Here is a 25,668-nt window from a genome sequence, read left to right as displayed (position 1 = left end):
GATGATTTACCTTTCTGCCGTTGGCATGGTCAACGCGCTCGGCAACTCGGCTGATGAAATAGCGGCAAACCTGAACGCTGGCGTAGCCCCCGGGACGCGCCAGCGTGCGGGCTGGCTACAGGGCCTACCCGAGGCCGTGCTGGGCGGGGTGGAGGGTGATCTTCCCCCTGTTCCCGGGTCTTTTTCTGCGCATCGAAGTCGCAACAACCAGCTGCTGCTGGCGGCGCTGGCGCAAATCCGGCCCGCCGTCGATGCGGCCATTGCGCGCGTGGGGCGCGACCGCGTGGCGGTGGTGCTGGGCACCAGCACCTCCGGACTGGACGAGGGTGATGAGTACGTGCGCCGCGCGCAGAACGGCGAGCGCAGTCCGCAGTGGCAATATCCGCAGCAGGAGCTGGGCGATCCGTCGCGCTTTCTCGCCAGTTGGCTTGCGCTGGACGGCCCGGCGTATACCATCTCGACCGCCTGCTCCTCCAGCGCACGGGCGATCATCAGCGGCCGTCGCCTGATCGACGCCGGTCTGGTGGACGTCGCCATCGTCGGCGGGGCCGACAGCCTGAGCCGCATGCCGGTCAACGGCTTCAACAGCCTGGAATCCTTCTCCCCGACCCTGTGCGAACCGTTTGGCCGCAACCGTCGTGGGATCACCATTGGCGAAGCGGCAGCACTGATGGTACTGACCCGCGAGCCGGGCGAGATTGTGCTCCTGGGCGCGGGGGAATCCAGCGATGCGTACCATATTTCCGCCCCACATCCGCAGGGCGAAGGGGCGATCCGCGCCATCACCCAGGCGCTGAACGAGGCGGGCATGACGGCGGCGGACGTCGGTTATATCAACCTGCACGGCACCGCCACGCCGCTGAACGATCGCATTGAGGCGCAGGTGATCCACGATCTCTTTGGCGACCGCGTGCCGTGCAGCTCCACGAAACATCTTACCGGCCACACGCTGGGCGCCGCCGGGATCACCGAGGCCGCCCTGAGCTGGCTGATCCTGACCCGAGACCTGCCGCTGCCGCCGCAGGATTTTTCCCGCTACGCGCCGGACGACACCCTGCCCGCCTTCGGCCTACTGCACCAGAGCGCACCGCTGAATAAACCAGTGATCCTGTCAAACTCTTTCGCGTTTGGCGGCAACAACGCCAGCCTTCTGCTGGGGAGAGTATGATGCGCTACTTACCACCCGGGGATTATCTTCCTCACGACACGCCGATGCTGCTGCTTGAGAGCGTGGAAAGCGTCACCGATGACCGCGCCGTTTGCAACGTGACGGTGAACGATCGGGGCGTTCTGGCGCCGTTTCTGGACGCAGGCGGCAACCTGCCCGGCTGGTTTGCGCTGGAGCTGATGGCTCAGACCGTGGGCGTCTGGTCTGAATGGCACCGAATGCAAAAAGGGCTGCCGCACTGTGCGCTGGGTATGGTGCTGGGCGCGCGCGAGCTGGTGTGCGACGCAGGGCATTTTGCCGCAGGCAGCACGCTGACCATTACCATCGAACGTCTGATGCAGGATGAGCGCTTTGGCAGCTTCGAGTGCACCATTCATGCGGATAATATTTCCCTCGCCACGGGCCGCGTGAACACCTTCCAGCCGAGCGAGGAAGAATTAACCACACTTTTCAACCAGGGAACACCATCATGAGATCCGTACTGGTCACCGGCGCCAGCAAAGGCATTGGCCGCGCTATCGCCCTTCAGCTTGCGGCGGACGGTTTCACCGTCGGCGTGCATTACCATCGTGATGAAGCGGGCGCGCAAGAGACGCTGGAGGCGATTGTCCAGGCAGGCGGCGCGGGCCGTTTACTCACCTTCGACGTGGGCAACCGCGAGCAGTGCCGTACGGTGCTGGAACAGGCGATCGCTGACCACGGCGCGTGGTATGGCGTGGTCAGTAACGCCGGTATTACCCGCGACGGCGCATTTCCGGCGCTCAGCGACGATGACTGGGACAGCGTGATCCACACCAATCTCGACAGTTTTTATAACGTCATTCATCCCTGCATTATGCCGATGATCGGCACCCGCAAGGGCGGGCGGATCATCACCCTGTCGTCGGTGTCAGGCATTATGGGCAACCGTGGGCAGGTGAACTACAGCGCGGCGAAAGCCGGGATCATCGGCGCCACCAAAGCGCTCGCCACCGAGCTGGCAAAACGCAAAATCACCGTCAACTGCATCGCGCCGGGGCTGATTGATACCGGTATGATCGAGATGGATGAAGCCGCGCTGAACGCGGCGATGTCGATGATCCCGATGCAGCGTATGGGCCAGGCCGAGGAAGTGGCCGGGCTGGCGAGCTACCTGATGTCGGATAAAGCAGGCTATGTGACGCGACAGGTGATATCGATCAACGGAGGCATGCTATGACCCGCCGGGTAGTGATTACGGGCATGGGCGGCATCACCGCATTCGGCGAGGACTGGCCGACCATCTCGCGCCGTCTGCGCGAGTATGAAAATGCGGTACGTACCGTGACGGAGTGGCAGGCGTATGACGGCCTGCAAACCCTGCTCGCCGCGCCGATTGAAGATTTCACTCTGCCCGCTCACTATACCCGTAAGCGCATTCGCGCTATGGGCCGCGTGTCGCTGCTCTCAACCCGCGCCACCGAGCTGGCGCTGGAGCAGGCGGGACTGATCGACGACGCGGTGCTGACCAACGGTCAGACCGGCATCGCCTACGGCTCGTCGACGGGCAGCACCGGGCCGGTCAGCGAGTTTGCCTCCATGCTCACCGAAAAGCACACCCACAACATCACCGGCACCACCTACGTGCAGATGATGCCGCACACCACGGCGGTGAATACCGGACTGTTCTTTGGCCTGCGCGGACGGGTGATCCCCACCTCAAGCGCCTGTACCTCTGGCAGCCAGGCGATTGGCTACGCCTGGGAAGCGATTCGTCACGGCTACCAGACCGTGATGGTGGCAGGCGGCGCGGAAGAGCTGTGCCCGTCGGAAGCGGCGGTTTTCGATACCCTGTTTGCCACCAGCCAGCGTAACGACGCGCCCAAAACCACGCCGTCGCCGTTTGACGTTCAGCGCGATGGCCTGGTGATTGGCGAAGGGGCGGGCACGCTGGTGCTGGAAGCGCTGGATCACGCCAGAGCACGCGGGGCGACAATCTATGGTGAGATCGTGGGCTTTGCCACCAACTGCGATGCGGCGCACATCACCCAGCCCCAGCGTGAAACCATGCAGGTGTGTATGGAGCAGTCGCTGGCGATGGCGGGCCTTAGCCCTCAGGACATTGGCTACATTTCTGCCCACGGCACGGCAACCGATCGCGGGGATATCGCCGAGAGTCAGGCGACCGCCGCTATTTTCGGCGACAGCGTGCCCATCTCATCCTTAAAGAGCTATTTCGGCCATACCCTGGGTGCCTGCGGCGCGCTGGAAGCCTTGCTGAGTCTGCATATGATGCGGGAGGGCTGGTTCACGCCGACGCTCAATTTAAGACAACCGGATGAGCAATGCGGCGCTTTAGATTATATTATGGGGGAAACCCGCCCGATTGATTGCGAATTTATTCAGAGCAATAACTTTGCCTTTGGCGGCATTAATACCTCGATAATCATTAAACGCTGGGCGTAACTATGTACCAGTTTGTACTGGGAAAGATCTCCACCCTTAGCGCGGACCCGCTGGCGTCAACGCTCGCAGACATGGCACCTCAGGGTGCGCGATACGCTTCCTGGCTTGCAGGCCGGACGCTGCTCGCCAGAACTTTATCCCCCTCACCGCTTCCCGAGATAATCTACGGCGAGCAGGGAAAACCGGCATTCGCTAACGGCCATCCGCTGTGGTTTAACCTGAGCCACAGCGGGGACGACATTGCCATGCTGATAAGCGATGAAGGCGAGGTTGGCTGCGATATCGAAGTGATCCGCCCGCGGGAGAACTGGCAGGCGCTGGCGAATGCCGTTTTCAGCCTCACCGAGCATGACGAGCTGGAGCGTGAAGCGCCGGAAGAACAGCTTTCCGCATTCTGGCGCATCTGGACGCGCAAAGAGGCGATCGTCAAACAGCGTGGCGGCAGCGCGTGGCAGATTGTCAGCATTGACAGCACCGCCCAGTCGCTCCCGGTCAGCCAGCTGCGCTTCGGCTCGCTGAGCCTGGCGGTCTGTACTCCTACGCCTTTCACCTTAACGGCGGAATCGGTGACTTACTCCGGTATTTCTGCAGCATAAAAAACGGCCATTCGGGTTAAAACCGAAATGGCCGATGCGCATTTAACGCGTTGCTAAGCTTATTTTAAATTATCAGGAAAGTTTTTTGGCAACTCGCTGGCAGCACACGCAATAACGCTATCGTCATTCGCACCGCAGTCGCGTACAAAAGTAATCGTCGCAAATTCATCAATCACTTCGGTTGGATACGCTGGCCCGGCATCACGGTAGCTGTTCATCAGCGGAATGTGATCGTTCTGGAAGCAGACGGTTTTTTCCGGATTATTCATGACCCAGCGTGGGAAGAAGATGGTGCCGTGGAACAGGCGGTCGCCCAGGTTCACAATCAGGCTCACGTCGGTACCGGTTGGCTCCGTCCAGGAAATTTTATAGATGCTTTCCCCGACGCGGACAATGTAGGCCTGCTGATCTTTCACCCAACGATTGCCCACCAGACCGCTGTGAATACGGTAGTCGAGCGTGTTCTCGTTTTTAACGTAAATTTCGTAGTTCCAGCCATTGTCGTAGGTATATACCAGATGTTTGCCGACGAAGCCGCTTAAATCATGTTTATCGAAGGTGCTCATAAGATGTCTCCTTTGTTTTGATGAGACGATCGTACCCCTTCAAAAAATGAATGAATAACGCTATTTTTGAATCAAATTCATCCAAAATTTAGATTAATCATGCACAAGACGACGCTCGAACAGTGGGCCTTGCTGGAAAGAGTCATCGAGGCTGGCAGCTTCGCTAAGGCGGCGGAAGAGACCCATCGCAGCCAGTCCTCGGTCAGCTATAACCTGTCGCTTTTGCAGGAGCGGCTGGGCGTAGCGCTCCTGATGACAGAGGGACGCCGTGCCGTGCTGACCCCGGCGGGTGAGCTGTTGCTGAATCAGGTTAAACCGCTGCTGAAAGCCTTCGCCTACGTTGAAACGCGCGCTGCAACCCTGCGCAGCGGGATGCGAACCCGTATCGACCTGATGGTAGACAGTATTTTTCCGCGCAGCCGGCTGTTCGCGATTTTGCGCCAGTTTCAGCAGCTGTACCCGCAAACGCAGGTGCGGCTTACCGAGGTGCTGGAAAACAGCCGCGCAGATGCGCTCAATGATGAGGCCGACGTGATGGTCTTAACCCGCCGCCAGGACATTACCGGCCTGGGCGAATGGCTGATGAATATCGATTTTGTTGCCGTCGCGCATCACGCGCACCCGCTGTTTGCGCTGGATACACCGCTTAACGACGAGATGCTTCGACCGTGGCCGCGCATTCAGATCGCAGACAGCCAGCCCACCGTTCGCCCCACCGGGGAGTCGTGGACATTCTCCACCATCGATGCCGCGATCGAAGCAGTGATGTATCAGGTTGGATATGGCTGGTTACCGGAAGAACGCATTCAGACCCCGCTCCAGCAGGGCATCCTCAAAATCCTGCCCCTCAGCCACGGCGTTCGACGCGCCACGCCGCTGCACCTCATCGTTAAACGCTCCCTCAGCCCGCTGGACGAGCAGGTTGAGACGCTGTTGCGCCTTTTTAAACAGGAGCCGTCATCGTCAACTGCTACGCTTTAAGTTTTGAACCATAAAACGACAAGGAGTGAACGATGAAAATCGATTTAACGGGGAAAGTAGCGCTGGTGACCGCGTCCACCGGCGGTATTGGGTTTGCCATCGCCCGCGGACTGGCGGAGAGCGGTGCGGAAGTGATCGTCAACGGGCGCAGCGTCGACTCGGTGAACAAAGGCATTCAGGCGCTCCAGCAGGTGGTGCCAGGCGTACAGGTCCGTGCCGCCATCGCCGACCTGAGCTCGCAGGAGGGCGTTGACGAACTACTCAGGGTCGCCACGCACGTCGATATTCTGGTGAATAACGCCGGGATCTATGGCCAGCAGGATTTTTATTCCACCGACGACGAGACCTGGGAACGCTACTGGCAAACCAACGTGATGTCCGGCGTGCGCCTCTCCCGTGCCCTGCTGCCCGGTATGGTACAAAAAGGCTGGGGTCGGGTAGTGTTTATCTCGTCAGAATCGGCCTGCAATATTCCTGCGGATATGATCCACTATGGCGTGACAAAAACCGCCCAGCTCTCGCTGGCGCGCGGTCTGGCGAAGTTCGTGGCAGGCAGCGGCGTCACGGTGAACAGCGTGCTGCCGGGCCCGACAATGTCGGACGGTTTTGCCGCGATGATGAAAGACGAGATGGAGAGAACCGGCAAATCGCTGGAGCAGCTGGCGAAAGCGTTCGTGATGGAGAATCGCCCCAGCTCGGTTATTCAGCGCGCCGCAACGGTAGAAGAAGTGGCGAATATGGTGGTGTATGTCTGTTCCATGCAGGCCTCCGCGACTTCCGGCGCGGCGCTGCGCGTTGACGGTGGCGTGGTGGATGACATAGTTTGACCCGTCAGGCCACAGGTTCGAGAAAAAATGAGATCGGATAGAAGGACTGTGAAGGTAAAGCAGGTAAACTAGTGAACAGAATGTGTATTTCAGCTAAGACGTATTTATGACCAATATGATTGCCGACGAAGCCGTGGCGAAGTCCAGCGTGCTCTCTGTCTTTGACTTTGATGGTACGTTGACGCACCACGACAGTTTTATTCCGTTCCTGCGCTTTGCCTTTGGCAAGCGCTACTTTGCGGGTCGCCTGGTGCGCATGGCCCTGCCCACGCTGCACTGCGTGCGTCGCAAGCTGACGCGTGATGAGCTGAAAGAGGTGTTGATCAAAACCTTCCTGACGGGGGTGGATGAGCACTGGTTACGTCAGCAGGCAGAGGCCTTCTGTGAAAAATACTGGAACAAGCTGATGCGCCCGGAAGGGGTCATGGCTGTCGCCAACGAAGTTAATTCCGGTGCGGAAGTGACGATTTGCTCCGCCTCCCCGGCGCTGGTATTGCAGCCGTGGGCCGATAAGCTCGGCATTAAGCTGATTGGCACGCAGCTGGAAGTGAAAGACGGCAAGCTGACCGGGCGGATCACCGGTAACAACTGCCGCTGCGCGCAGAAAGTGGCGAGGCTGGAAAAGGTGTATGGCGATCTGAACGCATATCACCTGCGCGCCTGGGGCGACACGCGTGGCGACCACGAGCTGCTGGCGGCGGCGCAGGATCCGCACTGGCGCCATTTCCATCATCCGCGCAAGCGCCGAAACTCACCGATAATAAAGTAGCCTTTTGCCGGGTGGCGGCTGCGCCTTACCCGGCCTACATCCCAATCGTAGGCCCGGTAAGCGAAGCGCCACCGGGCGATACATCAGGCCTCACGTTTACCCGGGAACATCACGCTCGCAATAATCCCCAGCGCCAGAACCCCCAGCACCACAAACAGGCTTGCCGTGGCACCGATGTTATAACCGTGATGCCAGAAGTGATCGGTCGCATTCAGCCCCAGCTTGAACGCCACGAAGAACAGCAGTAACACTACCGCTTTCTCAAGATGCACCAGATACTGCTTCAGCGCTTCCAGCACGAAGTAGAGGGTACGCAGGCCGAGGATCGCGAACATCATGGCGCTGTAGATAATCAGCGGCTCGCGGCTGACGGCAATGATCGCGGGAACGGAGTCGAAGGCGAACATCACGTCGGACAGCTCTACCACCGCCACGCAGAGCAGCAGCGGCGTCGCGTAGCGCTTCGCCTTCTTCACACGACCTACCATCACATCCTTGTTTTCAGGCTTCTCCAGCTCGGCGTCCACCTCTTTTTGGGTCAGGATAAACGCGTGGCTGCTGATTTTTGGCCAGACCGGATAGAAGCGTTTTACCAGGCGGTACGCCAGATGGTTGGAGTAATCCTCGACTTCATCACTCTCTTCATTGCGTTTCAGCATCATCACCGCCGTCCAGCCGACGACCAGCGCAAAAATCACCTCAACGTATGGCCCCAGGCTCAGCAGGCTGGTGCCGATGGCAACAAAAATACCGCGGAACACAATCGCCCCCAGCACGCCCCAGTAGAGCACGCGGTGACGATACTTATCCGGCACGCCGAACCAGGCGAAGATCGCCATCATCACAAACAGGTTGTCGACGGAGAGCACCTCTTCCAGTGCATAGCCGGTGAGGAACAGACTGGCCATCTCCGCGCCGTGGTGCACGTATAAGAAGCCAGCAAACGCCATCGCCATCATGACCCAGAAGATGGACCACATGGCCGCGCTTTTCAGCGAGATCGGTTTATCGTGACGGTGCATGAAGAGGTCGATAAACATCGCCCCAACGGCCATCACCACAAAGACAACAACGGTTTCCGTCGGGAAACCGAGATGAGCAGCAGACATAGACAACCCTTTTAAGAAGACAAAACACAACACCATGCAGGCTGGCGTAAACCAGAAGTGAGAATGGGGGAGCGTGTTATTCGCCTATACCCCACAAAACCGCAGCTCTTTGGCTGCGCAAGGTGTGTACTTTACCTCACAACGGGGGGTGGCGCATCTGTCGTTTAGGCTCACGAGGTAAAGCCCGTTAACTGTGAGTCACGTCTTATTTACATCATTTAAACCTTCCATTAACTGGATAAAAAGAAGGCGCCGACGCTATAGTGGTTTTGTTTAATAAAACAGAGTTGTACCTAATAAAACTAAGAACAGACCCTGCGAGGAACACATGACAGAACATATTCGTAATGGCACTGCCGCCACTGAGGACATAGAAAGAGAGACTATGCGCAAGGTGATCTGGCGTATCCTCCCGTTTCTGATAGTCAGTTATCTGGTCTCCATTATCGATCGCGGCAATATCGGCATGGCTTCGCTACAGATGAATGAGGATCTCGGTCTCAGCAAAGCGGCGTTTGGCTTCGCCAGTAGCCTCTATTTCGTGGCGTATTTTCTGTTTGAAGTTCCAAGCAATCTGGCAATGCAGAAAGTTGGCGCACGTCTGTGGATCCCCCGCATTATGATCAGCTGGGGGGTGGTATCCATGTGTATGGCACTGGTACAAAACACGACGTCGCTTTATATCGTGCGTTTTCTGCTGGGTGCCGCGGAGGCGGGCTTCTTCCCCGGCGTCGTACTCTTTCTGACCTGGTGGATCCCTTCCCGCTACCGTGCGCGAATTATCGCGTCCTTTATGGTCGCGATCCCGCTGGCCAATTTTATTGGCTCGCCGCTGTCCGGGTTGATTCTGTCGCTGGATGGATGGCTGGATCTGCGCGGCTGGCATCTGCTGTTTATCATTGAAGGTTTACCCGCCGTCCTGCTGGGTATTGCCGCCTGGTTTGTTCTTCGCGATCGTCCGCACCAGGCTAACTGGCTTAACGCGGAACAGAAAAAATGGCTGGAAACGACGCTTGAAACCGAGCGTCAACAGCAAAAAAATATCGGACACCAGACGACATGGCAGTTGCTCAGGCATCGTCAAATCTGGCTGCTGGCGCTGATTTACGCAGGCGCGTCATCAGCGGGCACCACCATCAGCGTCTGGTCACCGCAGCTGCTGAAATCGTTCCACCTGGATAATCTGGAGACGGGTCTGTTCAACGCCATTCCTTACGGTCTGGCATCCGTACTGATGATTGTGTGGGGACGCAGTTCGGACCGAACCAACGAACGCCGCTGGCATACCGCTCTGACCCTTTTCATTATTGCCGCAGGCGTATTTGCCGCCTTTGTCAGCGTCTCTCTTTCCGCCACCATTGTTATCCTGAGCATCATGCTGATAGGGGCGTATTCAATGAAGGGGCCTTTCTGGGCGCTGGCGTCAGGCTGGATGAGCAGCACGTCGGCGGCTGCGGGGCTGGCTGCAATTGGCGCCATCGCTAACCTTATCGGCGGTGCGGTGATGGTCAACGCTTACGGTATTATCAACGAACGGACGGGTAGCCACACGCTGGCCATGCTTCCTCTGGCGGCGTTATGCGTCACGGGGGGTATCGCGGTATTGGTGATGGGACGCCAGGCCCGCAATGCTCAGTTGCATGAAAAGCAGGTCACCCATTAGACATAACAAAAGCGGGACGCACGTCCCGCTTTATGCTTAGAGACTCTCTTCCGCAGTATCCTGCGTTTCCCCATAAAACTGCTGGCAAAAAGGCTTACTGGCCCCCATTTTCTGTGACAGGCGGCTGGCGGTGGCATGCATTAGCTGGCTGATCCCCTGTTCACGGCGATCTTCAGTCAGTCTGGAGATGGGCCCGGTCAACGCCAGCGCCGCAATCAGCTTGTCATTGACGCCGAAGACGGGCATTGCGAACGCCGCAGTATGCGGGTCACGGGCGCCTGCGGTATAGAGCGGAACAACGGGCTCCCCCTCTGGCAGCGCGTCATTAAGGCCCCAGTGGCGAAGCACTTTACTGATGGCAGAATCGTCCAGCGGAAACTGAGTACCCGGCAGATTGCTGTGACGCAACCCGTGCGATGCTTCTGCCCGGAACAGGCACAGACGTTGCCCGCCTTCTAACACATACCAGCTGGCGCTCTCCTGAGAGGCCTGTGATAACGCCTGAAGCTCAGGCTGCACCACCCGGGAAAGATGGAAAGATTGTTCATAAAGTTTGCCAAGGTAAAGCAGACGTGGGCCAAGCGCATAATTGCCGTCATCATGCCTGACGACATAGTTCATTCGCTCAAGCGAATTCATTAACCGGTAAACCGTGGTTTTGTGATAACCCGATAGCTGCGCCAGCGCGGTCAGCGTCAGGCTCTCATCGCCGGGACGGAAGCAATCCAGTAAAGCCAGCGCCTTTTCGACCGCTACAACGCCTTCGTTACCCATCATCATCTCCTTTTCTGCTCGGCAGTGAGTGTACCTCAATTTTTGTGAGTCACTTCGTGTTTACATCACAAACGCCATCGCAGATCTGGCTAATGGGAAAGTAACACCGCTATAGTTGTTTTGTATTGTACACCTGCATTGTACACAGTAAAACAATATGGAGGCATATATGTCCGTTTCTGAAAAATCATTGATTAATCGTCAGGTCGAACGCGTATCGGCTGAACAGGTTCACCAGGCTGCCGAGTATCAGGCCGCCATTCTGGCGGATGTTGCCGGTCGCCGCGGTACACTCCATGGTCGTATCAAACCGCTCGCGCCTCACATGGCCGTTGCGGGCCCGGCAGTCACCGTGGAGGTGCGCCCGGGAGATAATCTGGCCATCCATGCCGCAATGGCCGTAGCACAGCCTGGCGATGTGTTGGTTGTTGACGGGAAAGGCGACCTGACCTGTGCGCTGCTCGGTGAGATTATGGCGACGCAGGCCCAGGCAAGCGGTATTGCGGGCATCATCATTGACGGGGCGGTACGTGATGCCGATACCCTGAGTAAAGGGCACTACCCCGTCTTCGCCGCCGGTCTTAACCCCTGTGGCCCGACAAAATCCATTCCTGGCCGGGTTAATCACCCCATCTCTATCGCTGGTGCAACGGTACGAGCCGGGGATCTGGTGGTCGCGGATATCGACGGCGTGGTGGTGATCCCGCGTGATGAAGTGCAGGCCGTTATCGCCATGGCCAAAGGGAAACTCGAAACAGAGACCCGACGTCTTGCTGCTATTCGTGAGGGCGATTTACGTCCACACTGGCTTAACGACGCGCTGCGTAAGGCAGGCATGTTATCTGACGGGGAGACGCTGTAATGGAAGACAAACGCGTTGTACTGGTCACGGGATGCGACCTGGCGGACCAGGCTGTCAACATGCTGCGAGACTTTGACGTGGTGTATGCCGGTCACCAGCCCACAGAAGATCAGCTGGTTACGCTGTGCGAACGGCACAATCCTGTGGCCATCCTGGTGCGTTACGGCAAAATAACCGCAAGGGTCATGGATGCAGCCCCTGAATTACAGGTTATATCGAAACACGGAAGCGGCATTGACGTGATAGACCAGCCAGCGGCAGCGGCGCGTAATATCGCCGTTCGTTCCGCCCCCGGCGCCAATGCGGCAGCGGTTGCAGAACATACCTGGGCATTGATTCTTGCCTGTGCCAAATCGGTGGTCACCCTTGATAAACGCCTGCGCGACGGGCACTGGGATAAAGCCACGCACAAATCGATCGAGCTGGAAGGCATGACGCTGGGGCTTATCGGTCTGGGGGCGATTGGCTCGCGGGTTGCGCTGGTGGGGCAGGCATTCGGCATGCAGATTGTGGCGTATGATCCTTACGCTAAAACGATGCCTTCTGGTTGTGAACGGGCAAACACCTTACCCGACCTTTTATCCCGTGCCGATGTTATCTCATTGCATTGTCCGCTCACTGACGACAACAGAGGAATGATCAACGCAGACACGCTCGCGCACTGTAAACGTAACGCGATTCTGGTGAACACAGCGCGCGGCGGGTTAATTAACGATGAAGCCCTGTTACACGCGCTGAAGGATGGAACCTTGCACAGCGCAGCACTCGACAGCTTTAACAGCGAGCCACTGACCGCCCCGAACCTGTGGCAGACCGTCGATAACGTCATCATTTCGCCGCATATTGGCGGCGTCAGCGCAGCGTCATACATCAAGATGGGAACCGTGGCCGCCAGCAATATTCTGGACGTTGTACACCTGGCTGACGTCGCCGTCAGCCCCTGAAATGCAATGATGAATGACCGCGCCCGCTTGTCATTTACCCTCAGCCAGCGCCTGCGCGCATGCCCAGGCACTGGCCCACGCCCACTGGAAGTTATACCCGCCGAGCCAGCCGGTCACGTCCATCACTTCACCAATGAAATAAAGACCCGGCACGTTGCGGGCTTCCATCGTGCGGGATGAGAGTTCGTTTGTATCCACGCCGCCCAGCGTCACTTCCGCCGTGCGGTAGCCTTCGGTGCCGTTTGGCTGCACGCGCCAGTTCGTCAGCGTCTCCACCAGCGTGTCCTGCTCGCGGCTGTTGAGCTGCTTAAGCGCAACATCCGGAATTTGCCCTAACACCTGCAAGCACTCCACGAGACGCTTCGGCAGCTGCATCGCCAGGGTATTTTTCAGGCTTTGATTCGGGTGCGCGGCGCGTTGCTCATTGAGGAAGGCGTCCAGATCGCAGTCCGGCACCAGGTTTACGGAGACAAACTCCCCCGGCTGCCAGTAGCTGGAGATCTGCAATACCGCTGGCCCCGAGAGACCGCGATGGGTAAAGAGCAGGTTTTCGCGGAACACCGTGCCGTCTTCGGCCGTAATGACCGACGGCACAGACACGCCGGAGAGCGTCTGAAGCTGTTCCAGCAGCGGCTTATGCAGCGTGAACGGCACCAGCCCGGCGCGCGTGGGTAATACTTTCAGGCCAAACTGCTCGGCGATTTTGTAGCCGAACGGTGAGGCACCCAGCCCCGGCATCGAGAGGCCGCCGCTGGCGATCACCAGGTTATCGGCGCTGACGGTTTCGCCGTTGAGTTGCAGCATGTACCCTTGCTCGTTACGGGCGACGTCCAGCACTTCGGTGCGCAGGCGCATGACTACGCCGCCTTTCTCGCACTCGGCCACCAGCATATCCACGATTTGCTGGGCGGAGTCGTCGCAGAACAGCTGTCCCAGCGTCTTCTCATGCCACGCGATACCGTGTTTACCCACCAGTTCGATGAAATCCCACTGCGTGTAGCGCGCCAGCGCAGATTTACAAAAATGACGGTTCTGGCTCAAATAGGCCGCAGGCTCGACATAAAGATTAGTGAAATTGCAGCGCCCGCCACCGGACATCAGGATCTTGCGGCCAGGCTTTTTTCCGTTATCCAGCAGCAGCACACGACGACCCGCTTGTCCGGCCATTGCCGCACAAAACATACCCGCCGCACCGGCGCCAATTACTACGGCATCAAACCTTTCCACGTCAAAATCCTCTTCGTTAACTGCCGCGGATTGTAAAGTTTCCTCAGTGGTCGCACCAGCGTAAAAAGATATTACAAAGCCATTTCATTGATATTTAAAGATTATCTATTCAGGCACATTTCTCAAATCAGGTGGTATGTCAAAAAAAGTCTATATTTCACTTTGCCCGTTGCGCATTTGTCCTGGATAATGCGCCGCGTTCATGTCCTCAAAATGGCGTAACGTCCTATGCTACATTTGTTTGCCGGCCTGGATTTACATACCGGGCTTTTATTATTGCTTGCTCTGGTTTTTGTGCTGTTTTACGAAGCGATCAATGGCTTCCACGACACTGCAAACGCAGTTGCAACGGTTATCTACACTCGCGCAATGCGATCGCAGCTTGCGGTCGTTATGGCGGCGGTATTTAACTTTTTTGGTGTCCTCCTGGGCGGACTGAGCGTTGCCTATGCCATTGTGCATATGCTGCCAACGGATCTGCTGCTTAACGTGAGTTCCGGTCATGGCCTGGCCATGGTGTTCTCAATGCTGCTTGCTGCGATTATCTGGAACCTCGGTACCTGGTATTTCGGCCTGCCGGCATCCAGCTCTCACACCCTTATCGGCGCGATTATCGGTATCGGTTTAACTAACGCCCTGATGACCGGTACATCGGTTGTTGATGCGCTGAACCTTCCTAAAGTACTGGGTATTTTCGGCTCTCTGATCATCTCCCCTATCGTCGGTCTGGTGGTAGCAGGTGGATTGATTTTCATCCTGCGTCGCTACTGGAGCAACACGAAGAAACGTGCACGTATCCACCTGACGCCAGCAGAGCGTGAGAAGAAAGACGGCAAGAAAAAGCCGCCGTTCTGGACGCGTATCGCGCTGATCATTTCCGCTATCGGCGTCGCCTTCTCTCATGGCGCGAACGATGGTCAGAAAGGTATCGGTCTGGTGATGCTGGTTCTGATTGGCGTCGCACCGGCAGGCTTCGTGGTTAACATGAACGCCTCTGGCTATGAGATCACCCGTACCCGTGATGCGGTAAACAACGTTGAGACTTACTTCCAGCAGCATCCTGATTTGCTGAAGAAAGCGACCGGCGTAGACCAGTTGATCCCTTCTCCTGACTCTGGCGCACTGACTGCACCGGGCGAGTTCCATTGCCACCCGGCAAACGCGATTAACGCGCTGGAACGTGCGAAAGGCATGCTGGCCGATATCGAAAGCTACGACAAACTGGCTGTAGAACAGCGTGGTCAGCTGCGTCGTATCATGCTCTGCATCTCCGACGTGACCGATAAAGTCGCGAAGCTGCCAGAGGTCAATGCTGACGATAAGCGTCTGCTGAAGAAACTGAAAGGCGATATGCTCAACACCATTGAGTACGCGCCAATCTGGATCATCATGGCGGTCGCGTTGGCACTGGGTATCGGTACGATGATTGGCTGGCGTCGTGTGGCGACCACCATCGGTGAGAAGATCGGTAAGAAAGGCATGACCTATGCTCAGGGCATGTCCGCGCAGATGACGGCGGCAGTGTCTATCGGTCTGGCGAGCTACACCGGTATGCCAGTCTCCACCACCCACGTACTCTCTTCGTCCGTGGCAGGTACCATGATTGTTGACGGCGGCGGTTTGCAGCGTAAAACCGTGACCAACATTCTGATGGCCTGGGTGTTCACCCTCCCGGCGTCCATCCTGCTGTCTGGCGGTCTGTACTGGATTTCGCTGAAGCTAATTTAATCGGCTGAAGGCGACAAAAAAGCGGGTCAGGAAACTGGCCCGCTTTTTTTATGCTCAGTGCCATATCATCAGCGCAATCATACTCACCACAACCAGACCACACAGGGCGCTGGTCAAAATGAACTGACGACGCAGGCGCTCGCAGCGACGGATAAACTCTTCATCGTGGTGATCGCGGTAGCGCTGGTAGTAGATATACCCCACCAGACGCATCTGCTTGCTGGGCTGTCCGTGCGAGGTGAAGAACCCTCCACCGTCCACATATTGATAAAGCAACGGATCGCAACCACGAAGTACCACTAACAGCGCACGTAACGATGAGAAGTAGCGCGCCATATTCACTATGCAAACCACGCATAACGCCCAAAACAATGCGACGGTGCTAATCATACATCCTCCCCGGCGTCCACCCACGAAGCAAGGCTCCTGAGCTACCGCACCCCAATGCCCTGACAGACAGTTCAGTGAAAGAATGACTAAAAGTCGATCCGGTTCGCGTTTTAATATCCGAACGGCTCATTAAATAGTGTAGGAGATCCGTTAATTTTTTTGCCACAAGGTTAATCGTTATCAACACCAAAGCTTGAAAAATATGTTTAACTGGGCCGTAATGAAAGCATCAGACGACGGCTTTCCCATTTAGTCATCGATAACTTAAGGAAGGAGTAACACTATGGCTTACAAACACATTCTTATCGCGGTAGACCTCTCCCCGGAGAGTAAAGTGCTGGTTGATAAAGCAGTATCCATGGCACGTCCCTACAACGCGAAAGTTTCGCTGATTCATGTTGATGTGAATTACTCCGACCTCTACACCGGTCTGATCGACGTGAATCTCGGCGATATGCAGAAACGCATCTCCGAAGAGACTCACCACGCGCTGAGCGAGCTTTCTACCAACGCGGGCTATCCAATCACTGAAACCTTAAGCGGTAGCGGCGATCTGGGCCAGGTGCTGGTTGATGCGATTAAGAAATACGATATGGACCTGGTGGTATGCGGTCACCATCAGGACTTCTGGAGCAAACTGATGTCTTCCGCACGTCAGCTGATTAACACCGTACACGTGGATATGCTGATTGTTCCACTGCGTGACGAAGAAGACGAGTAAGTGCAAAAAAGCCCGGTGGCGCTAACGCATACCGGGCCTACAAGCGGCACTGAATGTAGGCCGGGCAAGGCGAAGCCGCCACCCGGCTTTTTTTATTCCGGCGTACCTGAGTAGATATCAAAGCGATGCCCTTTGGTGGTCACCGCGTTAGTGGTCGCAACGTCCGCCAGCGGCGGCGCATAGTCAGGACGTTTCACCACCACCCGCTTCGTCGCCAGTTGACGAGCCGGCTCCAGCAGGCCATCGGCATCTAAATCTGGCCCCACCAGCGACTGAAACACCCGCATCTCTTTCTTCACCAGCGCGCTTTTCTGCTTATGCGGGAACATGGGGTCGAGATAGACCACCTGCGGGCGCGGGGTGATATCGGTCAGCGCCGTCAGGCTGGAGGCATGAATAAGTTGCAAACGTTGCTGTAACCACGAGCCGATTTCCGGGTCCGCATAGCCTCGCGTCAGCCCGTCGTCGAGCAGCGCGGCGACAACCGGATTACGCTCCAGCATCCGCACACGGCAGCCCACCGAGGCCAGCACAAACGCATCGCGCCCCAGCCCCGCCGTGGCGTCCACCACGTCCGGAAGATAGCTCCCTTTAATGCCAACCGCCTTGGCCACCGCTTCGCCGCGACCGCCGCCGAACTTACGCCGGTGCGCCATCGCGCCGCCGACAAAATCGACAAAAATCCCGCCAAGCTTTGGCTCATCGCGCTTGCGCAGCTCCAGATGTTCCGGCGTCATCACCAGCGCCATCAGGTTCTCTTCATCATGTTCCAGCTCCCAGCGGGCCGCCAGAACAGATAAGGCGCCGTCACCGGCGCCTGTTTCATCTACTAAGCAGATCTTCACGTAGCAATCAGCCTTTGATTCCGTAATGCTCCAGCATCGCATCCAGCTGCGGCTCGCGGCCACGGAAGCGTTTGAACAGCTCCATAGGCTCTTCTGAACCGCCGCGGGTCAGGATGTTGTCGAGGAACGACTGACCTGTTTCGCGGTTGAAAATCCCCTCTTCTTCGAAGCGCGAGAAGGCATCCGCCGCCAGCACGTCGGCCCACAGGTAGCTGTAGTAGCCTGCGGCGTACCCGCCTGCGAAGATATGGCTGAACGCGTGCGGGAAGCGTCCCCAGGTCGGGCCTGGAATGACGGCAACCTGCTTTTTAATCTCAGCCAGGGTTTCGAGGATTTTCGCCCCCTGCTCCGGGCTGAACTCGGCGTGCAGGCGGAAGTCGAACAGGCCGAACTCCAGCTGACGCAGGATAAACATCGCCGCCTGGTAGTTTTTCGCCGCCAGCATTTTATCCAGCAGTTCTTTCGGCAGCGGTTCGCCCGTTTCGTAATGACCGGAGATAAACGCCAGCGCGTCCGGCTCCCAACACCAGTTCTCCATAAACTGGCTTGGCAGCTCGACCGCATCCCATGGCACACCGCTGATACCAGCGACACCAGCGGTTTCGATGCGGGTCAGCATGTGGTGCAGGCCGTGACCGAACTCGTGGAACAGGGTGATCACTTCATCGTGGGTAAACAGCGCAGGTTTGCCGCTCACCGGACGGTTGAAGTTACAGGTCAGGTAGGCAACAGGTTTTTGCAGGGAACCATCCGCTTTACGCATCTGGCCCACGCAGTCGTCCATCCACGCCCCACCGCGCTTGTTCTCACGCGCGTAGAGATCGAGATAGAAGCTGCCGCGCAGCTCGTTGTTCTCGTCATACAGCTCGAAGAAGCGCACGTCCGGATGCCAGACGTCGATATCGGTACGCTCTTTCGCGGTAATGCCGTAGATGCGCTTTACTACCTCGAACAGACCGTTGACGGCTTTGTTTTCCGGGAAGTACGGACGCAGTTGTTCGTCGCTGATGCTGTAGAGGTGCTGTTTCTGTTTTTCGCTGTAGTATGCGATATCCCACGGCTGAAGCTCGTCCACGCCGAACTCCGCTTTTGCAAAGGCGCGCAGTTGGGCTAACTCTTTTTCACCCTGAGGACGGGCGCGTTTCGCCAGATCGGTCAGGAAGTCGAGCACCTGCTGTGGGTTCTCGGCCATTTTGGTGGCGAGGGATTTATCCGCGTAGCTGTCGAAGCCCAGCAGCTGTGCCAGCTCGTGGCGCAGGGCGAGGATCTCCGCCATCACCGGGCTGTTGTCCCACTTACCGGCATTCGGTCCCTGATCGGAGGCGCGGGTGCTGTAGGCGCGGTACATCTCTTCGCGCAGGGCCTGGTTGTCGCAGTAGGTCATCACCGGCAGATAGCTTGGGATATCCAGCGTTAACAGGAAGCCTTCCTGCTCTTTCGCTTCGGCCTGGGCTTTTGCCGCCGCCAGCGCACTTTCCGGCATACCGGCCAGTTCGGATTCATCGGTAATCAGCTTCGTCCAGCCCATGGTGGCGTCGAGGACGTTGTTGCTGTACTGGTTGCCCAGCTCGGACAGGCGCGCGGCGATTTCGCCGTAGCGAACCTGTTTTTCTTTTGGCAGGCCAATCCCGGACAGTTCGAAATCACGCAGCGCGTTATCAACCGATTTTTTCTGCGCCGTGTTCAGTTCGGCATAATGGTCGCCGTCGCGCAGGTCGCGGTAGGCTTTGTAGAGCCCCTCGTGCTGGCCGACCCAGGTGCTGTACTCGGAGAGCAGCGGCAGGGTCTGTTCGTAGGCTTCACGCAGCTCCGGGCTGTTTTTCACCGAGTTCAGGTGGCTCACCGGGGAGAAAATGCGCCCCAGCACGTCGTCCACTTCGGCCAGCGGCTGACACAGATTTTCCCAGGTGTACGGCGCGCCCTGCGCGACCACGTTCTCTACCGCCGCGCGGCAGTTTTCCAGCGACTGGGTAACGGCTGGAACCACATGCTCAGGGAGGATTTTAGAAAACGGTGGCAACGAAAAAGGCGTCAGTAATGGATTGGTCATAAACGCTGTCCTGTTGAAATAGATGAATGAAGCGCGCATCCGGCGCTGTGCATATTGTTTTCTGTAATGGGGTTAAGTGTAGAGGATTTCAATGCCGGAGGTTGTCGAAAAACGCCCTGTGGCGCTGCGCTTACCGGGCCTACGGGTAATCTGTGCCGTTCTGCTGTAAACTGTGGAAAATCGTCAATTCAGCGGAAAATCATTACCCATGCTCAGTTATCGCCACAGCTTCCACGCTGGCAACCACGCCGACGTCCTTAAACACACCGTTCAGAGCCTGATCATTGAAGCGCTTAAAGAGAAAGACAAGCCGTTTCTCTACCTGGACACCCACGCGGGGGCGGGCCGTTATCAGCTGAGCGGCGAACATGCCGAGCGTACCGGTGAATATCTGGAAGGCATCGCCCGTATCTGGCAGCAGGACGATCTGCCTGCCGAACTGGAGCCGTACATCGGCGTGGTGAATCATTTCAACCGCAACGGCCAGCTGCGCTATTACCCTGGCTCTCCGCTGATTGCCCGCCAGCTGCTGCGCGAGCAGGACAGCCTCCAGTTGACCGAGCTGCACCCAAGCGACTTCCCGCTGCTGCGCGCTGAGTTTCAGAAAGATAACCGCGCCCGCGTGGACAAAGCCGATGGCTACCAGCAGCTAAAAGCCAAACTACCGCCGGTTTCGCGTCGCGGCCTGGTGCTGATCGACCCGCCGTACGAAATCAAAACCGACTATCAGGCGGTGGTAGCCGGTATCAACGAAGGTTACAAACGCTTTGCGACCGGAACCTATGCCTTGTGGTATCCGGTAGTGCTACGCGCGCAAATTAAGCGCATGATCAAGGATCTGGAGGCGACCGGCATCCGCAAAATCCTGCAGATTGAGCTGGCGGTGCGTCCCGACAGCGACCAGCGCGGCATGACCGCGTCCGGCATGATTGTGATTAACCCGCCGTGGAAGCTCGAAGCGCAGATGAACAACGTGCTGCCGTGGCTGCACAAAACGCTGGTGCCAGCCGGTACGGGCCACGCCACCGTAAGCTGGATCGTGCCGGAGTAATCGCAGCCATCGGTGGAACCTATTGATTTCAGGTATACAATCGCGGCAATTCACGATTAAGGACAAAAGCTATGACTAAGCATTATGACTACATCGCAATCGGCGGCGGCAGCGGCGGCATCGCCTCCATCAACCGTGCGGCCATGTACGGCCAGAAGTGTGCGCTGATTGAAGCCAAAGAACTCGGCGGCACCTGCGTAAACGTGGGTTGTGTACCGAAGAAAGTGATGTGGCATGCCGCGCAAATCCGTGAAGCTATCCATATGTATGGCCCGGACTACGGCTTTGACACCACCATCAACCACTTCGACTGGGATAAGCTGATCGCCAGCCGTACCGCCTATATCGACCGTATTCACACCTCGTACGATAACGTGCTGGGCAAGAATAACGTCGACGTGATCCGCGGCTTCGCCCGTTTCGTGGATGCGAAGACGATCGAAGTGAACGGCGAGACGATCACTGCCGATCACATCCTGATCGCCACCGGTGGCCGTCCGAGCCATCCGAACATTCCGGGCGCGGAATACGGTATCGACTCCGACGGGTTCTTCGAGCTGCCTGCTCTGCCAGAGCGCGTTGCTATTGTAGGCGCGGGTTACATCGCGGTTGAGCTGGCCGGCGTGATTAACGGCCTTGGGGCGGAAGCGCACCTGTTTGTGCGTAAACACGCGCCGCTGCGTAGCTTTGATCCGCTAATCGTCGACACGCTGGTCGAGGTGATGAACGCCGAAGGCCCAACCCTGCACACCAACGCCGTGCCAAAAGCGGTGGTTAAAAATGCGGACGGTAGCTTGACTCTGGAGCTGGAAGATGGCCGCAGCCAGACCGTTGATTGCCTGATCTGGGCGATTGGTCGTGAACCGGCCACCGACAACTTCAACCTGGCCGCAACCGGGGCGAAAACCAATGAAAAAGGCTACATCGTCGTTGATAAGTTCCAGAATACCAGTGTACCGGGCATTTATGCCGTTGGTGATAACACAGGTGCCGTAGAACTGACGCCGGTTGCCGTGGCCGCGGGGCGTCGTCTTTCCGAGCGTCTGTTTAACAACAAGCCGGACGAACATCTGGATTACAGCAACATCCCGACCGTGGTCTTCAGCCACCCGCCAATCGGCACCGTCGGCTTAACCGAGCCGCAGGCGCGCGAGCAGTACGGCGACAATCAGGTGAAAGTGTATAAATCGGCGTTTACCGCGATGTATACCGCGGTCACCTCGCACCGTCAGCCGTGCCGCATGAAGCTGGTCTGTGTGGGCCCGGACGAGAAAATCGTCGGCATCCACGGCATAGGCTTTGGCATGGACGAGATCCTGCAGGGCTTCGCAGTGGCGCTGAAGATGGGCGCAACGAAAAAAGACTTCGATAACACCGTGGCGATCCACCCCACTGCGGCAGAAGAGTTTGTAACAATGCGTTGATATTGATGCCCCTCTTCAAAGGGGCATTTTTTTAACATTCATAAATCGTTGCAAAACGAATGCTCCGAAAATCGTGATCTAACGCACATATCCCTCCACATCCACCGAAGCGAATGTCTACGCTTATAAGACGCCCGGAAAAACCTGTCTTTTAGAACACACAACCGGAGGTCCTTATCACCATGTTCAACCAGAAACTACAGGCTACCGAGAACATCGAGTTCGAGATTGCAGAAGAGCTGCGCTACGAGACCGATCCCTGCGAGTTGAAACTGGATGAAATGATTGAGGCGGAGCCGGAACCCGAAATGATCGAGGGGCTACCTGCCTCCGATGCCCTGACGCCTGCCGATCGTTATCTTGAACTGTTCGAACATGTGCAGTCGACACGGCTGTTTGCGGACAGCAAAACTTTCCCAGACTGCGCGCCGAAAATGGACCCGCTGGATATCCTGATCCGCTACCGTAAAGTGCGTCGTCATCGGGATTTTGACCTGGCGCGCTTTGTGGAGAATCACTTCTGGCTGCCGGAGGACTACAGTAAAGAGTATGTCTCTGATCCCGGCTTCTCCCTGAAAGAACACATTGATAACCTGTGGCCGGTGCTGACGCGCGAGCCGCAGGATCACATCCCGTGGTCGTCGCTGCTGGCGCTGCCGCAGGCCTATATTGTGCCCGGCGGGCGATTCAGCGAGACCTACTACTGGGATTCTTATTTCTCCATGCTGGGGCTGGCAGAAAGCGGTCGTAACGATCTGCTGAAATGCATGGCCGATAACTTCGCCTGGCTGATTGAGCGCTACGGACATATCCCGAACGGCAACCGCACCTACTACCTCAGCCGCTCCCAGCCGCCGGTTTTTGCCCTGATGGTGGAGCTGTTTGAAGAGGACGGCGTGCGCGGGGCGAAGCGCTATCTTGAGCATCTCAAGATGGAGTACGCCTTCTGGATGGACGGGGCGGACTCGCTGCTGCTCAACCAGGCCTATCGCAGTGCGGTGCGCATGCCGGATGGCTCATTGCTCAACCGCTACTGGGACGATCGTGATACGCCACGGGATGAATCCTGGATTGAGGACGTTGAAACCGCCCGTCATTCCGGTCGCCCGCCGAACGAGGTGTATCGCGACCTGCGCGCCGGGGCAGCCTCAGGATGGGATTACTCGTCCCGCTGGCTGCGCGATCCTGCGCGGCTGGCCAGCATCCGCACGACGCAATTTATCCCCATCGATTTGAACGCATTCCTGTTCAAACTGGAGAGCGCTATCGCCAATATCTCAGCGTCGAAAGGGGATAAAGAGACGGCTGAACTATTTCGCCAGAAAGCCAGCGACCGGCGCGCGGCGGTGAACCGCTATCTGTGGGACGAAGAGAACGGCTGTTATCGTGATTACGACTGGCGCCGTGAAGCCCTGGCGCTGTTCTCTGCGGCCAGCATTGTGCCGTTGTATGTGGGCATGGCGACCCATGAGCAGGCTGAACGGCTGTCCGATGCCGTTAAAGCCCGTCTGCTCACGCCGGGCGGTATTCTCGCCACCGAATATGAAACAGGTGAGCAGTGGGATAAGCCGAACGGCTGGGCACCGCTACAATGGATGGCGATCCAGGGGTTCAAGCAGTACGGCAACGACTCGCTGGGGGATGAGATCGCCTGGAGCTGGCTGCACACGGTAAACCATTACTACAAAACCCATCATAAGCTGATTGAGAAGTACCACATCGCCAGCAGCACGCCACGCGAAGGTGGCGGGGGTGAGTATCCGTTGCAGGATGGCTTCGGCTGGACGAATGGGGTGGTGCGGCGGTTGATTGGGTTATATGGGGAGCCCTGAGTCTCACCCCTCACCCTGACCCTCTCCCCTGAGGGGAGAGGGGACTTAACGGTGCGGCCTTTTCTCCCTCGCCCCTTTGGGGAGAGGGCCGGGGTGAGGGGGAAAAATAATCAGCGGATCACTTCATAAATGGCAGTCTGGATGGACTGCCATTTTTTTGTACTGGCATCGGGCTGCGTCTTCGCGCGGCGCGTTGCCATATCGGCCTCGTGCTGCTGACGTTTCACTACCGCCGGGACGGTACAGAATGCTTTCAGGTACTGCTTACGCATAGACGTCAGCGATTCGCCGTTCGCCATCGCATGGCTAAGCGTATTAATAAAGCGTCGGCAGGGCTTTTGCTCTGTCATTTGCAGGCGGTAGCGCAACATCACTTCCAGCACGTCATCGTAGCCTGCCGACAACGCCTCCTCCGTCCATGACATTTTCCAGTCCATGCCGCCCTGCAAGAACAGGAGCGCCACGCGGGTATCATTGCGGCTAATCGCTGAACGGAAGTTGTTTTCATCCCAGGTGACACCCATGCGCGTCAGCGTTTCTCGCGAGGAAGGCGTTTCGCGCATCTCCTGCACCGGCGCGGGAGATGCCGTGCTGGCCACAGTCGGCTGCGGTTTACTGCTGGTTACCAGCCAGGCTCCTCCCACGACAATCGCGATAACCATCACGCCAACCGCTCCCCACAGCACGCCGGAAATCAGCTGTTCGCGCTGCTCTGGCGTACGCGCGGCGCGCTGAGTCGGTTTCTCTATGCTGTCACGCACTTCAAACAGATCGCCGCCTGTGGTGCGGTCTATTTTTTGCGCCTTTTCCCAGAATGCATGCAGCTCGCTTTCATCCACCGCCATCAGCGCCGCCGGGTTAACGCGTGTCCGCCCTTCCTCAAACGCGCGCTGAACGGAGCGGGTGATCTGCGTGTAATAGCTGTCGAGCAGCTGGATTTGCGCCCCGCTCAACGGCTGCTGCACGGTGATGCTGTTGCGGATTTGACGGATATCTTCGAGGAAGGTTTGCAGGGATTTGCGGGGTTCTACCAGCAGCGTCAGCATGTCCGGGGCGTTAAACAGCGACGCGTAGTAGCGGCTAAATTCTTTCTTATCCACCAGCAGCTGGGCCAGCTCACTAAATAACATGCCGCTCAGAACATCATTAATTTCACCGTTTTTCAGCCAGCGACGCACACGTTCAGCATTAAACAAGGTCTTAAGATGATTATTCAGCCGCACCGGATCGGGCCATGCCTGCTGTATCAATCCTTTTATCATCAGCTCAATGGCACGCACCTGTTTCTGCGCCTGGAGCTGGCTCGCCTTGTCTGGCACCCTCCCGGTATCGTAGGTCAGAAGGGGCTGTTGCAGACGCAGATATTCAAGGGATGTGACGAAGCGCATCGCCGCAATCAGCTGGTTTTCGCTGACATCCTGCCCGCTTTCATACTGGGGAACGCGCTGCTGAAGCAAGCGTAATTGCAGCGTAATGGCCGTCATTTCCGCATCATTCAGGTTCAGCTTTCTGGCTACGGCACCCCACCCGCCCAGCCCCAGGCGGGCGCTATCCAGTTGTTCCAGAAACCAGCGTGGATCTTTTCCTTCAGAAACATGTACATTCAACAGAAGTAAGATTTCAACAGACGCCTGGCGGATCGCCGCCAGACAGTGTTCAAACTGTTCGCGGGTATGATGCGATGAGCTAATCATCATTGTTTTCCTTGAGAGACAAT

24 protein-coding genes are annotated in these 25,668 nt (G+C 57.3%); 16 read left to right on the top strand and 8 right to left on the bottom strand.

From position 1 onward, the window contains the following. Window position 1: 1 nt before the first annotated feature. Genes AC4OVS_RS01395 through acpT form a run of 5 tightly spaced genes read left to right on the top strand, consistent with a single transcriptional unit; the run spans window position 2 to window position 4,188 of the window. Window positions 2-1,168, top strand: a complete 1,167-nt coding sequence (locus tag AC4OVS_RS01395; RefSeq protein WP_491922133.1) for a beta-ketoacyl-[acyl-carrier-protein] synthase family protein — start codon at window positions 2-4, stop codon at window positions 1,166-1,168. Continuing rightward, complete coding sequence (locus AC4OVS_RS01390) at window positions 1,168-1,641, top strand: hotdog family protein (protein WP_404350122.1); 474 nt, start codon at window positions 1,168-1,170, stop codon at window positions 1,639-1,641. Before AC4OVS_RS01395 ends, AC4OVS_RS01390 begins: the two co-directional genes overlap by 1 nt. After that, the gene (locus tag AC4OVS_RS01385; protein WP_032626847.1) at window positions 1,635-2,366 is read left to right on the top strand and encodes a 3-ketoacyl-ACP reductase FabG2; all 732 of its coding nucleotides are present in this window, start codon (window positions 1,635-1,637) and stop codon (window positions 2,364-2,366) included. Before AC4OVS_RS01390 ends, AC4OVS_RS01385 begins: the two co-directional genes overlap by 7 nt. Then, window positions 2,363-3,592 (top strand): beta-ketoacyl-ACP synthase, encoded by a 1,230-nt coding sequence (locus tag AC4OVS_RS01380; protein ID WP_491922132.1) that lies wholly within the window; start codon window positions 2,363-2,365, stop codon window positions 3,590-3,592. The genes AC4OVS_RS01385 and AC4OVS_RS01380 overlap by 4 nt, the downstream gene beginning before the upstream one ends. A 2-nt stretch (window positions 3,593-3,594) precedes the next feature. Continuing rightward, entirely contained in the window at window positions 3,595-4,188 is a 594-nt protein-coding gene (acpT, locus tag AC4OVS_RS01375; RefSeq protein ID WP_022649693.1) for a 4'-phosphopantetheinyl transferase AcpT, read from the top strand. Between the two features lie 59 nt (window positions 4,189-4,247). Here the strand turns inward: acpT and AC4OVS_RS01370 are convergent, their stop codons facing one another. Next, on the bottom strand, window positions 4,248-4,754 hold the full coding sequence (locus AC4OVS_RS01370; RefSeq protein WP_022649694.1) for a phenolic acid decarboxylase: 507 nt from the start codon (window positions 4,752-4,754) through the stop codon (window positions 4,248-4,250). Between the two features lie 99 nt (window positions 4,755-4,853). On the opposite strand from AC4OVS_RS01370, the gene AC4OVS_RS01365 reads away from it, so the two are divergent. From AC4OVS_RS01365 to AC4OVS_RS01355, 3 genes are all read left to right on the top strand, one after another. Then, entirely contained in the window at window positions 4,854-5,735 is an 882-nt protein-coding gene (locus AC4OVS_RS01365) for a LysR family transcriptional regulator (RefSeq protein ID WP_023298821.1), read from the top strand. A 32-nt stretch (window positions 5,736-5,767) separates the two neighbouring features. After that, entirely contained in the window at window positions 5,768-6,562 is a 795-nt protein-coding gene (locus AC4OVS_RS01360) for an SDR family NAD(P)-dependent oxidoreductase (protein ID WP_022649696.1), read from the top strand. A 106-nt stretch (window positions 6,563-6,668) separates the two neighbouring features. Continuing rightward, window positions 6,669-7,331 carry an HAD family hydrolase gene (locus AC4OVS_RS01355; protein ID WP_063201337.1) on the top strand — a complete coding sequence of 221 codons (663 nt, stop codon included), beginning with the start codon at window positions 6,669-6,671 and terminating at the stop codon, window positions 7,329-7,331. A gap of 83 nt (window positions 7,332-7,414) precedes the next feature. On the opposite strand, the gene AC4OVS_RS01350 is transcribed toward AC4OVS_RS01355, so the two are convergent. Next, window positions 7,415-8,440 carry a TerC/Alx family metal homeostasis membrane protein gene (locus AC4OVS_RS01350; RefSeq protein ID WP_023298822.1) on the bottom strand — a complete coding sequence of 342 codons (1,026 nt, stop codon included), beginning with the start codon at window positions 8,438-8,440 and terminating at the stop codon, window positions 7,415-7,417. A 328-nt stretch (window positions 8,441-8,768) separates the two neighbouring features. On the opposite strand from AC4OVS_RS01350, the gene AC4OVS_RS01345 reads away from it, so the two are divergent. Next, a complete protein-coding gene (locus AC4OVS_RS01345) occupies window positions 8,769-10,103 on the top strand; it encodes an MFS transporter (protein ID WP_491922131.1) in 1,335 nt (444 codons plus the stop codon). Between the two features lie 36 nt (window positions 10,104-10,139). Here AC4OVS_RS01345 and AC4OVS_RS01340 read toward each other — a convergent pair whose 3' ends face one another. Next, window positions 10,140-10,877, bottom strand: coding sequence for an IclR family transcriptional regulator (locus AC4OVS_RS01340; protein ID WP_023298824.1), 738 nt, complete (start codon window positions 10,875-10,877; stop codon window positions 10,140-10,142). Between the two features lie 169 nt (window positions 10,878-11,046). Here AC4OVS_RS01340 and AC4OVS_RS01335 point away from each other — a divergent pair, with 169 nt between their 5' ends. Both AC4OVS_RS01335 and AC4OVS_RS01330 read left to right on the top strand, forming a co-directional pair. Continuing rightward, window positions 11,047-11,739, top strand: a complete 693-nt coding sequence (locus tag AC4OVS_RS01335) for an RraA family protein (protein ID WP_022649701.1) — start codon at window positions 11,047-11,049, stop codon at window positions 11,737-11,739. Beyond that, a complete protein-coding gene (locus AC4OVS_RS01330; RefSeq protein ID WP_491922130.1) occupies window positions 11,739-12,683 on the top strand; it encodes a hydroxyacid dehydrogenase in 945 nt (314 codons plus the stop codon). Before AC4OVS_RS01335 ends, AC4OVS_RS01330 begins: the two co-directional genes overlap by 1 nt. Window positions 12,684-12,713: 30 nt before the next feature. Here the strand turns inward: AC4OVS_RS01330 and AC4OVS_RS01325 are convergent, their stop codons facing one another. Next, entirely contained in the window at window positions 12,714-13,910 is a 1,197-nt protein-coding gene (locus tag AC4OVS_RS01325) for a BaiN/RdsA family NAD(P)/FAD-dependent oxidoreductase (RefSeq protein ID WP_491922129.1), read from the bottom strand. A 228-nt stretch (window positions 13,911-14,138) separates the two neighbouring features. Between AC4OVS_RS01325 and pitA the strand changes: the two genes are divergently transcribed. Beyond that, the gene (pitA, locus tag AC4OVS_RS01320) at window positions 14,139-15,638 is read left to right on the top strand and encodes an inorganic phosphate transporter PitA (protein WP_022649706.1); all 1,500 of its coding nucleotides are present in this window, start codon (window positions 14,139-14,141) and stop codon (window positions 15,636-15,638) included. Window positions 15,639-15,692: 54 nt separating this feature from the next. Here the strand turns inward: pitA and uspB are convergent, their stop codons facing one another. Then, window positions 15,693-16,028, bottom strand: coding sequence for a universal stress protein UspB (gene uspB / locus AC4OVS_RS01315; protein ID WP_003861224.1), 336 nt, complete (start codon window positions 16,026-16,028; stop codon window positions 15,693-15,695). Window positions 16,029-16,311: 283 nt separating this feature from the next. Here uspB and uspA point away from each other — a divergent pair, with 283 nt between their 5' ends. Then, window positions 16,312-16,749, top strand: a complete 438-nt coding sequence (gene uspA / locus AC4OVS_RS01310; protein WP_003861223.1) for a universal stress protein UspA — start codon at window positions 16,312-16,314, stop codon at window positions 16,747-16,749. 92 nt (window positions 16,750-16,841) lie between these two features. On the opposite strand, the gene rsmJ is transcribed toward uspA, so the two are convergent. Continuing rightward, window positions 16,842-17,594 (bottom strand): 16S rRNA (guanine(1516)-N(2))-methyltransferase RsmJ, encoded by a 753-nt coding sequence (gene rsmJ, locus AC4OVS_RS01305; RefSeq protein ID WP_491922128.1) that lies wholly within the window; start codon window positions 17,592-17,594, stop codon window positions 16,842-16,844. Window positions 17,595-17,601: 7 nt separating this feature from the next. Further along, window positions 17,602-19,644, bottom strand: a complete 2,043-nt coding sequence (gene prlC / locus AC4OVS_RS01300) for an oligopeptidase A (RefSeq protein WP_038416884.1) — start codon at window positions 19,642-19,644, stop codon at window positions 17,602-17,604. A gap of 208 nt (window positions 19,645-19,852) precedes the next feature. Between prlC and AC4OVS_RS01295 the strand changes: the two genes are divergently transcribed. The 3 genes from AC4OVS_RS01295 (at window position 19,853) to AC4OVS_RS01285 (ending at window position 23,951) form a co-directional block, all read left to right on the top strand. Next, window positions 19,853-20,695, top strand: a complete 843-nt coding sequence (locus AC4OVS_RS01295; protein ID WP_022649709.1) for a 23S rRNA (adenine(2030)-N(6))-methyltransferase RlmJ — start codon at window positions 19,853-19,855, stop codon at window positions 20,693-20,695. A gap of 71 nt (window positions 20,696-20,766) precedes the next feature. Beyond that, window positions 20,767-22,119: a glutathione-disulfide reductase gene (gorA, locus tag AC4OVS_RS01290; RefSeq protein ID WP_491922127.1), complete on the top strand. Its 1,353-nt coding sequence runs from the start codon at window positions 20,767-20,769 to the stop codon at window positions 22,117-22,119. 182 nt (window positions 22,120-22,301) lie between these two features. Beyond that, complete coding sequence (locus AC4OVS_RS01285; RefSeq protein WP_063152548.1) at window positions 22,302-23,951, top strand: alpha,alpha-trehalase; 1,650 nt, start codon at window positions 22,302-22,304, stop codon at window positions 23,949-23,951. Between the two features lie 110 nt (window positions 23,952-24,061). On the opposite strand, the gene AC4OVS_RS01280 is transcribed toward AC4OVS_RS01285, so the two are convergent. Then, on the bottom strand, window positions 24,062-25,648 hold the full coding sequence (locus AC4OVS_RS01280) for an STY4199 family HEPN domain-containing protein (protein WP_491922126.1): 1,587 nt from the start codon (window positions 25,646-25,648) through the stop codon (window positions 24,062-24,064). Between the last annotated feature and the right edge of the window lie 20 nt (window positions 25,649-25,668).

The sequence above is a fragment of the Enterobacter sp. 4974935 genome (genome assembly GCF_058661735.1).
This window is presented reverse-complemented; position numbering and strand designations above follow the sequence as displayed.

Bases quoted from the DNA above. Each gene is read 5' to 3' on its own strand.
- AC4OVS_RS01370 (WP_022649694.1), bottom strand. From the start codon at position 4,754: ATGAGCACCTTCGATAAACATGATTTAAGCGGCTTCGTCGGCAAACAT.
- AC4OVS_RS01380 (WP_491922132.1), top strand. From the start codon at position 2,363: ATGACCCGCCGGGTAGTGATTACGGGCATGGGCGGCATCACCGCATTC.
- uspA (WP_003861223.1), top strand. From the start codon at position 16,312: ATGGCTTACAAACACATTCTTATCGCGGTAGACCTCTCCCCGGAGAGT.
- AC4OVS_RS01340 (WP_023298824.1), bottom strand. From the start codon at position 10,877: ATGGGTAACGAAGGCGTTGTAGCGGTCGAAAAGGCGCTGGCTTTACTG.
- pitA (WP_022649706.1), top strand. From the start codon at position 14,139: ATGCTACATTTGTTTGCCGGCCTGGATTTACATACCGGGCTTTTATTA.
- prlC (WP_038416884.1), bottom strand. From the start codon at position 19,644: ATGACCAATCCATTACTGACGCCTTTTTCGTTGCCACCGTTTTCTAAA.
- gorA (WP_491922127.1), top strand. From the start codon at position 20,767: ATGACTAAGCATTATGACTACATCGCAATCGGCGGCGGCAGCGGCGGC.
- AC4OVS_RS01345 (WP_491922131.1), top strand. From the start codon at position 8,769: ATGACAGAACATATTCGTAATGGCACTGCCGCCACTGAGGACATAGAA.
- AC4OVS_RS01355 (WP_063201337.1), top strand. From the start codon at position 6,669: ATGACCAATATGATTGCCGACGAAGCCGTGGCGAAGTCCAGCGTGCTC.
- AC4OVS_RS01350 (WP_023298822.1), bottom strand. From the start codon at position 8,440: ATGTCTGCTGCTCATCTCGGTTTCCCGACGGAAACCGTTGTTGTCTTT.
- uspB (WP_003861224.1), bottom strand. From the start codon at position 16,028: ATGATTAGCACCGTCGCATTGTTTTGGGCGTTATGCGTGGTTTGCATA.
- AC4OVS_RS01280 (WP_491922126.1), bottom strand. From the start codon at position 25,648: ATGATGATTAGCTCATCGCATCATACCCGCGAACAGTTTGAACACTGT.
- acpT (WP_022649693.1), top strand. From the start codon at position 3,595: ATGTACCAGTTTGTACTGGGAAAGATCTCCACCCTTAGCGCGGACCCG.
- AC4OVS_RS01360 (WP_022649696.1), top strand. From the start codon at position 5,768: ATGAAAATCGATTTAACGGGGAAAGTAGCGCTGGTGACCGCGTCCACC.
- AC4OVS_RS01390 (WP_404350122.1), top strand. From the start codon at position 1,168: ATGCGCTACTTACCACCCGGGGATTATCTTCCTCACGACACGCCGATG.
- AC4OVS_RS01395 (WP_491922133.1), top strand. From the start codon at position 2: ATGATTTACCTTTCTGCCGTTGGCATGGTCAACGCGCTCGGCAACTCG.
- AC4OVS_RS01335 (WP_022649701.1), top strand. From the start codon at position 11,047: ATGTCCGTTTCTGAAAAATCATTGATTAATCGTCAGGTCGAACGCGTA.
- AC4OVS_RS01365 (WP_023298821.1), top strand. From the start codon at position 4,854: ATGCACAAGACGACGCTCGAACAGTGGGCCTTGCTGGAAAGAGTCATC.
- AC4OVS_RS01295 (WP_022649709.1), top strand. From the start codon at position 19,853: ATGCTCAGTTATCGCCACAGCTTCCACGCTGGCAACCACGCCGACGTC.
- AC4OVS_RS01330 (WP_491922130.1), top strand. From the start codon at position 11,739: ATGGAAGACAAACGCGTTGTACTGGTCACGGGATGCGACCTGGCGGAC.
- AC4OVS_RS01285 (WP_063152548.1), top strand. From the start codon at position 22,302: ATGTTCAACCAGAAACTACAGGCTACCGAGAACATCGAGTTCGAGATT.